Consider the following 12,768-nt stretch of genomic DNA (forward strand, 5'->3'; position numbering starts at 1 on the left):
TTTTCTTTTTTCAATATTTCGATATTACGATATTTCGACATCTCGATATGTCGAGATTACGATATTTCAGTATTACGACTATAGTGCCGCCATTTCTCAATAAGTGCCGCCATGTCCTCGGCAAGTTCAGAGGTAAAATCCATCTGTTCACCAGTAACAGGATGGACAAAGCCTAACGTCTTGGCATGCAGTGCCTGACGGTTACAGAGTTTGAGACAGTTTTGGATATACGCCTTATAGGAGGCAGTACGTTCGCCTCGCAGGATCTCTGTCCCCCCATAGCGTTCATCACCGAAGAGCGGATGCCCAATATGTTTCATATGGGCTCGAATCTGATGAGTCCGTCCTGTCTCTAGACGACATTCCACCAAAGTCACATAACCATAACGCTCCAACACCTTATAATGGGTAATGGCACTCTTGCCGACCTCTGTCCCTGGGGGGAATACTGCCATCCGAAGGCGGTCTTTAGGATCACGTCCGATATTCCCTTCAATACGCCCGGTGTCTTCCGAGAAGTTCCCCCAGACCAAGGCATGATAGCTGCGATGCGTATCATGATTGAAGAATTGTGCTCCTAATTCTGTCTTCGCCTCTGGTGTCTTGGCTATTACCAATAGTCCACTGGTATCCTTATCAATACGATGTACCAGTCCCACGGACGGGTCATTGGGATCATAAGTTGGCAGATCTCGCAGATGCCATGCTACGGCATTGACTAATGTTCCGTGGAAGTTGCCACAACCAGGATGCACCACCATCCCTGCAGGTTTGTTGATGACCATCAACTGATCGTCTTCATAGACAATCTCTAACGGAATATCCTCCGGCTCTATCGTCGTATCATAATGGGGACGATCGAGCATTAAAGTTATCACATCCCCTGGTCGAACCTTATAATTACTCTTGACGGGCTTACCATTAACCTGGATGAATCCTGCGTCTGCCGCTTTTTGAATGCGATTGCGGGAAGAATGCTGCACATGCTCCGACATATATTTGTCAATGCGAACGGCTTGCTGACCACGATCCACCTCCATCCGAAGGTGCTCATACAGGTTATCCTGTCCCTCGTCATCCTCCATCAAAGTGATTTCATCCAACTCCTCTATCATGGTGCTGTAACTTCTACAAAATCATCCACCTCGCCGGCAGGATTACCCTCATGGACCTCATGAATGCCCTCCGTCGGATCTGCCTCATAGGTGGGATCCACATATTCATCTAATGCCGCATCATCCTCATCATACGAGCCTGTTCCTATCAGCAACGTCAAAGGAAAGTCTATGGGGACACGGTCACCGTTTGACACTCTTCTGCCCCGACAGACAACACCATAGACCCAGTCTTTCTCACCTACCACCCTCTGAGGCTCTGTCAAACGGAATCCCATCGCCATCAGTTTTGCCTCTGCCTCACGATAGCTAGAGTTATCAACGATATCAGGTATCGCAAAGGTGGGCGACGACGGGGAGTTGACTGTCACGTAAATAGTATGACCAGACTTGACCTTCGTACCAAACCCTGGCGTCTGAGCAAGAATACAGTCTGCAGGTAATGTCTTTTGGAAGCCAGAATCGCTGACCACGATATTCAGCCCTTCTTCCTCCAATAGCAGCCGTGCCTTATGATAAGTCATCCCTTTCAACTCCGGGACATCAATCCCTTCACCATGATGGGTATATATATCCAGTCCATACTTCACACCGACACAGAACAGCACGACAACGACTGCCATGGCAAACAGGTTGAGAAGCACATATTGGCTGGCTATCTTTTTCCAAATTTCCTTCACGTTCATTATATTATTATAAACTTCACGTTCTAAACGGCAAAAATACAAAGAATAATCGACAATGCCAAATAATCGACAAAAAAAATCGAGAGCTAACCTTATGGTTACTCCCGACATTTCTTCCATTTACTCCTTTAAAAACGGAGATTACTTTCCGTGATGCTCGTCAGAAACAGTCAACTTCTTGCGACCTTTCGCACGGCGGGAAGCCAATACACGACGACCATTCTTTGTTGCCATACGCTCGCGGAAACCATGCTTGTTCACGCGGCGGCGATTGTGTGGCTGAAATGTTCTTTTCATTGTTTTTTATCTTTATTTTATTGTTATTACTCAATTTCGGACTGCAAAAGTACGCATTAATTTCGAATTATGCAAGTTTTCTTGTAATTTTTAATGTTTAATCTTTCATTTTTCATATAAAAGTATTACCTTTGCACCCGCAAAAGGAGATATATACATTATTAAAATAGCTATTTTATATGATTAATTCACAAGACATTAAGAAAGGAACTGCTATCCGCATGGATGGCTCTATTTGGGTTTGCATCGATTTCCAGCATCGTAAGCCAGGTAAGGGTAACACCATCATGAACATCAAGATGAAGAATGTCACTGACGGTCGTGTATTGGAGCGTCGCTACAACATCGGTGAGAAACTGGAGGATGTGGTCATCGAGCACCGTGACTATCAGTATCTCTACGAGGATCAGGAGGGACGTATCTTCATGAACCAGGAGAGCTTTGAGCAGATTCCTATTGCCAACGACCTGGTGATTGGTCATGAGTACATGAAAGAGGGTGACGTGGTATCTGTTGTCAGCGACACCACAGACGGTACCATTCTCTATGCTGAGATGCCCGTTAAGACGAATCTTCGTGTGACTCACTCAGAGCCCGGTATCAAGGGAGACACTGCCACTAACGCCACCAAACCCGCAACACTGGAGACTGGTGTAGAGGTTCGTGTTCCTTTGTTCATCAATGAGGGAGATCTCATTCAGGTTGATACCCGCGACGGCAGTTACCTGAACCGTGTGAAGGAGTAGTTTCAATTGAAATTGATCATTGACAATTGAAGTATTCGATTATCGTTCCAGTATTCAATCGCCCTGACGAAGTGGACGAATTGCTTGAGAGCCTTTGCTCCCAAACACTGAAAGACTTCGAAGTGGTAATTGTTGAGGACGGATCAGAGATACCATGCAAGGATGTTTGCGACAAGTACGCAAGCATCCTTGATTTACATTATTACCAGAAGGACAACAGCGGTCCTGGTCAGAGTCGTAACTATGGAGCAGAACGTGCCAAAGGTGACTGGCTCATTATCCTTGACTCCGACGTGGTACTCCCCCCAGGATATATGGAGAGTGTAGAACAAAAAACTCAACGATCAACGCCCAATACTCAACTGGCATGCTGGGGCGGCCCCGATGCCTCCCACCCTTCCTTCACCCCTGTGCAAAAAGCCATCTCCTATTCGATGACCTCTTTCTTCACCACTGGTGGTATCCGTGGTGGCAAGAAAAAACTCGACAAGTTCTATCCCCGCTCCTTTAATATGGGTATCCGTCGGGATGTCTACCTGCAACTGGGTGGTTTCTCCAAGATGCGCTTCGGAGAGGACATCGATTTCAGCTACCGCATTGTGGAGGCTGGCTATCAGCCCCAGCTTTTCCCAGAGGCATGGGTATGGCATAAGCGCCGTACGGATTTTCGCAAATTCTTCCGACAGGTCTATAACAGCGGTATTGCCCGCATCAATTTAGAGAAGCGGCATCCTAACACCCTCAAACTGGTACATTTGTTACCATCGGTATTTACTATCGGAGTAATTGCAATGGTTCTTGTCTCCGCTGTTGGACGTGTCCTGATGCATTATGATGACGTACATCGCTGGTTCTGGCTCTGCGCCGCTCCATGGCTGCCTATCATCCTCTATAGCCTCGTCATCCTCATCGACTCCACCATACAAAACAAAAGTCTGAAAGTAGGGATACTCAGTATTCCCGCTGCCTTTGTCCAACTGATGGGCTACGGACTGGGATTCATCGAGAGTTGGTGGAAACGATGTGTCTTAAAACAAGACGAGTTTACTGCATTTGAGAAAAACTTCTATCAATAGCAAATCTTTCTTATTATCAACTAAAAATGGAAAAACTAACTATTAATCAATGGGCGGAAGAAGACCGTCCTCGTGAAAAAATGATGCGACAGGGCGCAGAGTCACTGAGTAACGCCGAGTTGCTTGCCATCCTCATCGGGTCTGGCTCCACCAAAGAGAGTGCCGTAGACCTGATGAAACATGTACTGAACGACTGTCACAACAACTTAAACACCTTGGGCAAGAAAAACATTGGCGAGCTCTGCCAGTATAACGGTATCGGAGAGGCGAAAGCCATTTCCATACTCGCTGCCTGTGAGTTAGGGAAGCGGCGTCAGATAGAGACACTTGAGGAGCGTTCTGACTGTGGGACCGCCACCCGTATCTATAACCACATGCATCCTGTGATGCAAGACCTGGACACTGAAGAGTTTTGGATTCTACTTATGAACCAGAATTACAAACTTATCAAGAAGATGCGTGTCTCACATGGTGGCATCACCGAGGTAGCAGTAGACATCCGTATCATTCTCAAGGAAGCTGTCCTTGCCAATGCCACCATCCTTGCAGTCTGCCACAACCACCCTTCAGGTAATCTCCGACCCAGTAAGGAAGATGACCACTTGACAGAGAATCTGCTGAAAGCATGCAGGGTGATGCGCATCCTTTTCCTTGATCACGTCATCGTGACTGACGGTCATTATTACAGTTACCACGAAGAAGGACGACTGTGAGCGTTGCAACCCAGTTGCAGAAATGACCACTTTTTCTTCATTTGCAACCAGGTTGCAGAACTCTTTCCATACCTTTGCAGCAGAATTAAAAAATATAAAGGTATGTCACACGAACATCATCACCAAGAGTGCTGTGAGCACAATCACCATCATGAGCATGGATTGAGAAAGCAACTAATTCTTATCGTCCTGACCGTCATATTGCTGGGAGTAGCTGTTATCATCGAGAATAACATTCAGTTTTCGACATGGCAATTGTTACTTATTTACCTCATACCCTATCTGCTGATCGGACACGACACCTTGAAAGAGGCAGCAGAGGGGCTTGCCCATGGTGATGCCTTCAACGAGCATTTTCTAATGTCTGTAGCGACCATTGGCGCCCTCTGTATCGGTTTCCTTCCTGGTGCCGAGACAGAATTTCCCGAAGCCGTCTTCGTCATGCTGTTCTTTCAAATCGGAGAGCTCTTCGAGGGTTATGCTGAGGGAAAGAGTCGTGAGAGTATTGCTCATTTGATGAACATCCGTCCAGATATGGCACGGATGGAGGTAAGAGGTAAGATAGAAGAAGTAAAACCTGAAGAAGTCGTCATAGATTCTATCATCGTGATTCGTCCTGGTGAGAAAATACCCCTTGACGGTATTGTCATAGAAGGGGCATCTGCCCTCAACACGATCGCACTAACGGGAGAGAGTATGCCCCGTGAGATTACTATTGGCGATGAAGTCATCTCGGGATGTGTCAACCTGTCGGGGGTCATCAGGGTACGGACAACAAAGAGTTACGGGGAGAGTACCGTATCAAAAATCATTGAGTTGGTAGAACATGCTACCAAACATAAGTCAAAGAGTGAGACGTTTATCACTAAGTTCGCACACGTCTATACCCCTATCGTGGTCTTTGCCGCCCTTGCTATCGCCATCCTCCCGCCCCTCTATGTCGCATTAGCCAGTTCTCAGCTCTCAGCTTTCACCTCAAACCTCTCCACATGGCTCTATCGCGCCCTGATGTTCCTTGTCGTCTCATGCCCCTGTGCTTTAGTCATCAGTGTCCCCCTCACCTTCTTTGGTGGAATCGGTGGTGCCTCCCGCAAAGGAATATTGATCAAAGGCGCTAACTATATGGACGTTCTTGCCCATGTCAATACTGTGGTCTTCGATAAGACGGGCACACTGACCCACGGACAGTTTGTCGTAGAGGCTGTACACCCCGACTCCTGTGACGAGCAGCAGCTACTCCATCTCGCCGCCCATGTAGAGCACTACTCTACCCATCCCATCGGCGCCACCCTTCGCGACGCCTTTCCAGATGAGGCGACTGACGGCTGTCATATCTCTGACGTTAAAGAGATGGCAGGACAGGGTATATGTGCTAGTGTAGAGGGAAAAATTGTTGCAGTCGGCAACACCAAGCTGATGGACGCTGTCGGTGCGAAATGGCACGACTGCCCACTTTGTGAACATGAACATCATCCTATTACGGGAACAATCATCCATATCGCCATTGACGGTATCTATGCCGGACACATTGTCATCAATGACAAAATCAAGGACGATAGTGCGAAGGCGATACAACAACTTCGGCAATTGGGGATCAGCAGGACTGTCATGCTCACAGGCGACCGGCAGGAGGTGGCGGCGCATGTCGCTCAAGTCCTTAAGATGGATGAATACCATGCCGAGCTTCTACCTGCTGATAAAATCTGTTATTTTGAGAAAATGGTCAATGAACAGTCAATGACTAATTCGAAAACAGCCTTCGTCGGCGATGGCATCAACGACGCTCCCGTTTTGGCTCGCGCAGATATCGGCATCGCGATGGGAGGACTAGGTAGTGATGCTGCTATTGAGGCTGCCGATGTCGTACTAATGGACGACCATCCCTCAAAGATAGCACTTGCCATCCGCATTGCCCGACGCACCCTCCGCATTGCCCGTCAGAACATAGCATTCGCCATTGGGGTGAAAGTAGCAGTGCTCCTCCTTGCCGCCTTTGGTCTTGCCACTATGTGGCTCGCTGTCTTCGCAGACGTCGGTGTCACCGTCCTTGCCGTTCTTAACGCCATGAGGGCGTTAAAATACTCAAAATAATTTGGTTTTTCTCTCAATTTGTGTAAATTTCTTGCACTCAAAAATGAAAATACATTCTCTTTTTGTTCGCTTACTCGAAATTTTGCACTATCTTTGCAGATGTTATGACACAAGAAGAGAAAACCCATTTGGAAGAACGGATTGTAGACGTGCTGAAAACCGTCTATGACCCAGAGATCCCTGTGAATATCTACGACCTCGGCATGATCTACAAGATTGACGTACAAGAGGATGCTTCCGTAGAACTGGATATGACGTTTACGGCACCTAACTGCCCTGCCGCCGACTTTATATTAGAAGATGTACGCACGAAGGTCGAGAGTGTGGAGGGTATCACCTCCGCGAATGTCAACCTCGTCTTTGAGCCTGCCTGGGACCAGAGTATGATGAGCGAAGAGGCACGTGTCGAGTTAGGACTTGATTAAATTGTAAATCGTAAATTGTCCAATTGTAAATGAAGAACGTCTATTTCCTTTCCGATGCCCACCTAGGGTCACTTGCGATTCCCCATCAGCGGATGCAAGAGCGGCGATTAGTGCGTTTTCTCGACAGCATCAAGGAAAAAGCTGCCGCCATCTACCTGCTGGGCGATATGTTCGATTACTGGTATGAGTACAAATACGTAGTACCAAAAGGATTTACCCGTTTCTTGGGGAAGCTCTCTGAGCTGTCGGACATGGGTGTTGAGATACATTATTTCACTGGCAACCATGACATCTGGTCATATGGTTATCTGGAAAAGGAGTGCGGTGTCATCCTCCATAAGAAAGAGGAGACGACAGAAATCTATGGCAAGGAATTCTTCCTCGCCCATGGTGACGGATTGGGTGACCCTGACAAATCTTTCAAAGTCCTGCGCTATCTCTTCCATAGCAAGGTTTGCCAATGGCTTCTCTCCAACCTCCATCCTCGATGGAGTATGGCACTCGGTCTCAATTGGGCGAAACACAGCTATATCAAGCACAAGGAGACTAACGACATCCAATATATGGGAGAGGAAAAAGAACACCTAGTGCTCTTCGCCAAAGACTATATCGAAGACCATCCGGATATCGACTACTTTATCTTTGGACACCGCCATATTGAACTGGATATCAAAATCGCCCGCCATACCCGTTTGATGATTCTTGGTGACTGGATTAGCCAATTTACTTATGCCGTCTTCGACGGTGAGCATATGTTCTTAGAGGAATACGTAGAAGGCGAGAGCCAACCATAAGAAAACTTAATTAACAACCAATGAAGAACTATTTAGTAATCATCATCACATCCCTGCTGTTCATCCTTACCAGTTGCAACCAGCAGCAGCCACGTTATGTCATCGGAGTCTCCCAATGCTCAGCCGATATCTGGCGAGAAAAGCAAAATGCAGAGTTGCGAATGGGTGCCTATATCCAAGACGATGTGGAAATGCGTTTCGCTGCTGCCTATGACAGTGACGAACGACAGATACAGCAAATTGACAGTCTCGTCGCCACAGGCATCGATTTGTTGATTGTCGCACCAAACCAAGTAGCGACCATCTCACCGGCTATTGACCGTGCCTATGACCAGGGAATTCCTGTTATTGTCTTTGAACGTAAGACCAATTCCAAGAAATACACCGCCTTTATAGGTGCTGACAATTATGAGATGGGACGTACTATGGGAGAATATATCGCCCGTCAACTGAAAGGGAAAGGACGTATTCTAGAGATCAAAGGACTTAAAGACTCCTCTCCTGCCATTGAGCGTCATAATGGTTTTGCCAAAGCACTCAGCCAATACCCTGAGATACAATTGGTTGAGACCTTGCAGGGAGACTGGACCGAGGACAGTGGTTACAAGGCTGTCAAAGACTATCAGGGCGACCTCAGCAAGATAGACTTCGTCTTTGGACAGAATGACCGTATGGCAATGGGAGCACGCAAAGCACTTTCTTCCCTTCATGCCTCTCCCTCCGCCAAATACTGCGGTATTGACGGTCTTCCTGGGAAAGACGGAGGTATCGAATTGGTACGCGACTCCTTGTTGAATGCCAGCTATATCTATCCCACCCATGGTGACCAACTCATCCAACTTGCCGTTAATATCCTTGAAGGCAAACCCTATAAGAAGGAGAACCTCTTAAAATCGGCACTTGTCACCCGTGACAATGCCAATGTACTGCTATTGGAAAGTGAGGAAATCATGCGTCAAACAACCTATCTAGACCAACTGCATGAGAAGGCTGACACATACCTGCAAGAACTTGACACCCAGCGTACGATCACATTCCTTGCCATTGGCATCATCATTTTGCTGCTGATTACCATGGTACTCTTCTACCTTTACCACATAGGTCAGATGAAACTACGCAGAGAACGTGTCGTCAATACCTTATGGAACCTGAAACCAGAGGAAGTTCCTCAGATGGCACCTGAGACATTGGCGAATGAGGAGAAAGCTGATGACAACGAACCGGCAGTAGTTTCCGTCTTCATTACCCGCTTCAAGGAAGCGGTAGAAGCACGTCTGGATGAAAGTGAGTTAAGTATAGAGGACTTGGCTGCCGACATGAACCTCAGCCGTGTACAACTTTATCGTAAGGTGAAGTCCTTTACAGGCTCTACCCCTGTGGAACTGTTACGTACGGCACGTTTGAAACGAGGTTACCATTTGTTGATGACCACTGATAAAAGCGTCAGTGAAGTAGCCTATCAAGTAGGGTTTACAGCCCCCTCCTATTTCACCAAATGTTTCAAGGAAGAGTATGGTGTACTACCTGGTGATGTCCGCCACTAACAGAATCTTTTTATACAACTGATAATAAAAATCGTTCAATATTTAACACAAATGTTACATTGAACGATTTTTTTAGTTGTTTGTAACATCTGTTACATCCCCTGCCAATAAATAGAAGTACTTTTGCGACAGTTAACAAAAGTACTAACCAAATTAACAAGCAAATGAAACAAGCGAAAAGATTCATTTTAAGCTTCCTCGCCTTGGCGCTCTGTACAATAATGTACGCGCAAGAGGCAATCACGGGTAATGTCGTCGACCAGACAGGAGAGCCTGTCATCGGTGCTACCGTGATGGAAAAAGGAACGTCAAACGGTACAGTAACCGATTTTGACGGTAATTTCTCGTTAAAGGTAGCTGCAGGCAAGACCCTCGTCTTCTCCTACATCGGTTACCAGACTGTTGAGTTACCCGCTGCCAATGGTATGAAGGTGACGATGCAAGACGACGCTTTCTCACTGAACGAGGTTGTCGTAACGGGTTACACTACCCAGCGTAAGGCAGACCTGACAGGTGCCGTATCGGTTGTCAGTGTCAGCGAGCTTGCCAAGCAGAATGAGAACAACCCCATCAAGGCAATGCAAGGACGTGTTCCTGGCATGAACATCTCTGCAGATGGTGCTCCCTCTGGTGCTGCTACTGTCCGCATCCGTGGTATCGGTACGTTGAACAACAACGACCCGCTCTACATCATCGATGGTGTTCCCACAAAGGCAGGCATGCATGAGTTGAATGGTAACGACATTGAGTCTATCCAAGTATTGAAAGATGCAGCCTCAGCAAGCATCTATGGTAGCCGTGCTGCCAACGGTGTTATTATCATCACTACCAAAAAGGGTAAGGAAGGTAAGATCAAAATTGACTTTGATGCCAGCATCTCTGTTCAGACCTACGCACACAAGATGGAAGTGTTAAATGCCAAAGAGTTCGGTCAGGTGATGTGGCAGGGTTATGTCAACGACGGTCTCGACCCCAACATGAACGGACTGGGTTATCACTATGACTGGAGTTACAATCCACAGGGTATGCCAGTACTCAACGGTATTACCATGAATAAGTATCTGGATCCTGCAGGCACTACTCCTGCTGCCGATACCGACTGGTTCAAAGAAACCACTCGCACTGGTCTGATACAGCAGTATAACGTATCTCTGAGCAGTGGTTCTGAGAAGAGTTCCTCTTTCTTCTCTGTTGGTTACTACGGTAACAAAGGTATCATCAAGCAATCTGACTTCAGCCGTATCTCTGCCCGTATTAATACCGAATATAAGTTATTGAAAGTAAAGGATCTCGACGTGATTACAGTAGGTGAGCATTTCACCCTGAACCGTACCAGTGAAGTGAATGCCCCTGGTGGTTTCCTGGAGAATGTACTTCAGTTCAACCCGTCACTGCCCGTACGTACCATCAACGGTGACTATGCAGGTCCTGTAGGCGGTTATCCCGACCGTGAGAACCCACTCGCCCGTTTGGATCGTAATGCCGACAACCGCTACACATACTGGCGTCTGTTCGGTGATGCCTATATCGATATCAATCCCCTCAAGGATTTCCATATCCGTTCCAGCTTCGGTCTTGACTATAGCCAGAAGGAGCAGCGTATCTTCCAGTATCCTATCACTGAGGGTACTGTAGCTAACCCCATCAATGGCGTAGAAGCCAAGCAGGAGCACTGGACCAAATGGATGTGGAATGCCATTGCCACTTATAATCTGGAAAAGGGCAAGCATCGTGGGGATGCCATGGTTGGTATGGAGATTAACCGCGAGGACGACAAATGGTTCAGCGGAAAGAAATACGACTATGCTGTGCTGAATCCCGACTATATGTGGCCTGATGCCGGTGTCGGTGAGGCAGAAGCTTTTGGTAATGGTGGTGGTTACACACTGGTATCATTCTTCGGTAAGGTGAATTACACCTACGATGACAAATATATGGCTTCGTTCACTATCCGTCACGACGGTTCCAGTCGTTTCGGTAAGAACCATCGCTATGGTACTTTCCCCTCTATTTCTGCCGGTTGGCGCATCAACCAGGAGAAGTTCCTGAAGGATGTTTCTTGGATTGACAACCTGAAGCTACGCGCTTCTTGGGGACAGACAGGTAACCAAGAAATCGACAATATCGCACGTTATACCCTTTATGTAAGTAACTATGGTGAGGCAGGCTTCGGTGGTCAGAGCTATGGTACTAGCTACGACATTGCAGGCACCAACGGTGGTCAACAGCTGCCCAGCGGTTTCAAGCGCAACCAGTTAGGCAATGACGACTTGAAATGGGAGACCACCACACAGACCAACCTCGGTCTCGATTTCGGTCTGTTCCGCAATGCTCTCTACGGCTCGTTCGAATGGTACTACAAGAAGACCAAGGATATTCTGGTTTACATGCCTGGTATTGGTGTAATGGGTGAAGGCTCCAGCCAGTGGATCAATGCCGGTGAGATGAAGAACACTGGTGTCGAGTTCAATCTCGGTTACCGTGGTGAGATCGGCAAACTGTCATATGATGTAACAGGAAACTTCGGTACTTATCGCAACGAAATAACCAAGATTCCTGAGACTATTGCCGCCAATGGTACATTCGGTGGTAATGGTGTGAAGAGTGTGATAGGTCATCCTATGGGTGCCCAGGTAGGCTATGTCTACGATGGTATTTTCAAGAGCCAGGCTGAGATTGACAACCATGCCACACAGAATGGTGCCGGTCTGGGACGTATCCGTTGGAAGGACCTGAATAACGACGGTGTCATCAACGAGTCTGACCAAGACTGGATCTACTCTCCAGTACCCGACTTCACATGGGGTCTGAACATCTACCTGCAGTATAAGGATTTCGACTTCACCATGTTCTGGCAAGGTGTTCAGGGTGTTGATGTCATCAGCGACCTGAAGAAAGAGACCGACCTCTGGAGCGGTCTGAATATTACCAACCTGAACAAAGGCCGTCGTCTGCTGGAAGCATGGAGTCCTGCCAACCCAGGTTCTAATATCCCTGCTGTCAGTACGATGGATAACAATAACGAGAAGCGCGTCTCCACCTATTTCGTTGAGAACGGCTCTTATGCCAAGCTCCGCACGATTCAACTAGGCTACAACTTCCCCAAGAGCATCTGCGAGAAGATTCACCTGTCACGTCTGCGTATGTATCTCTCTGCTCAGAACCTGCTCACCATCAAGAGCAAGAACTTCACGGGTGTAGATCCTGAGAATGCCAACTTCGGCTATCCTATCCCCCTCAACATCACGTTTGGTCTCAATGTATCATTCTAAATATAAGCA

The 12,768-nt window shown here is 47.3% G+C and carries 11 protein-coding genes; 8 read left to right on the forward strand and 3 right to left on the reverse strand.

The window, feature by feature from the left end; all coding sequences use genetic code 11:
- Positions 1 to 56 precede the first annotated feature (56 nt).
- The 3 genes from BM257_RS01345 to rpmH form a co-directional block, all read right to left on the reverse strand.
- A complete protein-coding gene (locus BM257_RS01345; protein WP_092067459.1) occupies positions 57 to 1,115 on the reverse strand; it encodes an RluA family pseudouridine synthase in 1,059 nt (352 codons plus the stop codon).
- Positions 1,112 to 1,801, reverse strand: coding sequence for a PASTA domain-containing protein (locus BM257_RS01350; protein WP_092067461.1), 690 nt, complete (start codon positions 1,799 to 1,801; stop codon positions 1,112 to 1,114). Before BM257_RS01350 ends, BM257_RS01345 begins: the two co-directional genes overlap by 4 nt.
- 141 nt (positions 1,802 to 1,942) lie before the next feature.
- Positions 1,943 to 2,098 (reverse strand): 50S ribosomal protein L34, encoded by a 156-nt coding sequence (rpmH, locus tag BM257_RS01355; protein ID WP_004336902.1) that lies wholly within the window; start codon positions 2,096 to 2,098, stop codon positions 1,943 to 1,945.
- Positions 2,099 to 2,277: 179 nt separating this feature from the next.
- Here rpmH and efp point away from each other — a divergent pair, with 179 nt between their 5' ends.
- From efp to BM257_RS01395, 8 genes are all read left to right on the forward strand, one after another.
- Positions 2,278 to 2,844: an elongation factor P gene (efp, locus tag BM257_RS01360; protein WP_092067463.1), complete on the forward strand. Its 567-nt coding sequence runs from the start codon at positions 2,278 to 2,280 to the stop codon at positions 2,842 to 2,844.
- A gap of 26 nt (positions 2,845 to 2,870) precedes the next feature.
- Positions 2,871 to 3,920, forward strand: a complete 1,050-nt coding sequence (locus BM257_RS01365) for a glycosyltransferase family 2 protein (protein ID WP_092067465.1) — start codon at positions 2,871 to 2,873, stop codon at positions 3,918 to 3,920.
- A gap of 26 nt (positions 3,921 to 3,946) precedes the next feature.
- Positions 3,947 to 4,633: a RadC family protein gene (gene radC / locus BM257_RS01370; RefSeq protein ID WP_092067467.1), complete on the forward strand. Its 687-nt coding sequence runs from the start codon at positions 3,947 to 3,949 to the stop codon at positions 4,631 to 4,633.
- 162 nt (positions 4,634 to 4,795) lie between these two features.
- Positions 4,796 to 6,724 carry a heavy metal translocating P-type ATPase gene (locus BM257_RS01375; RefSeq protein ID WP_092067742.1) on the forward strand — a complete coding sequence of 643 codons (1,929 nt, stop codon included), beginning with the start codon at positions 4,796 to 4,798 and terminating at the stop codon, positions 6,722 to 6,724.
- A gap of 104 nt (positions 6,725 to 6,828) precedes the next feature.
- The gene (locus tag BM257_RS01380) at positions 6,829 to 7,149 is read left to right on the forward strand and encodes a metal-sulfur cluster assembly factor (protein ID WP_092067469.1); all 321 of its coding nucleotides are present in this window, start codon (positions 6,829 to 6,831) and stop codon (positions 7,147 to 7,149) included.
- A gap of 29 nt (positions 7,150 to 7,178) precedes the next feature.
- Positions 7,179 to 7,943, forward strand: a complete 765-nt coding sequence (locus BM257_RS01385; protein ID WP_092067471.1) for a UDP-2,3-diacylglucosamine diphosphatase — start codon at positions 7,179 to 7,181, stop codon at positions 7,941 to 7,943.
- Between the two features lie 20 nt (positions 7,944 to 7,963).
- On the forward strand, positions 7,964 to 9,487 hold the full coding sequence (locus BM257_RS01390; RefSeq protein ID WP_092067473.1) for an AraC family transcriptional regulator: 1,524 nt from the start codon (positions 7,964 to 7,966) through the stop codon (positions 9,485 to 9,487).
- A 164-nt stretch (positions 9,488 to 9,651) separates the two neighbouring features.
- Entirely contained in the window at positions 9,652 to 12,759 is a 3,108-nt protein-coding gene (locus BM257_RS01395; protein WP_092067475.1) for a SusC/RagA family TonB-linked outer membrane protein, read from the forward strand.
- Positions 12,760 to 12,768: the final 9 nt, after the last annotated feature.

The sequence above is a fragment of the Prevotella sp. tf2-5 genome, from assembly GCF_900115435.1.
Lineage (GTDB): Bacteria > Bacteroidota > Bacteroidia > Bacteroidales > Bacteroidaceae > Prevotella.

What these genes read in the sequence shown, in the direction of transcription:
- BM257_RS01350 (WP_092067461.1), bottom strand. Translation starts at nt 1,801, where the DNA reads ATGAACGTGAAGGAAATTTGGAAAAAGATAGCCAGCCAATATGTGCTT.
- efp (WP_092067463.1), top strand. Translation starts at nt 2,278, where the DNA reads ATGATTAATTCACAAGACATTAAGAAAGGAACTGCTATCCGCATGGAT.
- BM257_RS01385 (WP_092067471.1), top strand. Translation starts at nt 7,179, where the DNA reads ATGAAGAACGTCTATTTCCTTTCCGATGCCCACCTAGGGTCACTTGCG.
- BM257_RS01380 (WP_092067469.1), top strand. Translation starts at nt 6,829, where the DNA reads ATGACACAAGAAGAGAAAACCCATTTGGAAGAACGGATTGTAGACGTG.
- radC (WP_092067467.1), top strand. Translation starts at nt 3,947, where the DNA reads ATGGAAAAACTAACTATTAATCAATGGGCGGAAGAAGACCGTCCTCGT.
- rpmH (WP_004336902.1), bottom strand. Translation starts at nt 2,098, where the DNA reads ATGAAAAGAACATTTCAGCCACACAATCGCCGCCGCGTGAACAAGCAT.
- BM257_RS01345 (WP_092067459.1), bottom strand. Translation starts at nt 1,115, where the DNA reads ATGATAGAGGAGTTGGATGAAATCACTTTGATGGAGGATGACGAGGGA.
- BM257_RS01390 (WP_092067473.1), top strand. Translation starts at nt 7,964, where the DNA reads ATGAAGAACTATTTAGTAATCATCATCACATCCCTGCTGTTCATCCTT.
- BM257_RS01395 (WP_092067475.1), top strand. Translation starts at nt 9,652, where the DNA reads ATGAAACAAGCGAAAAGATTCATTTTAAGCTTCCTCGCCTTGGCGCTC.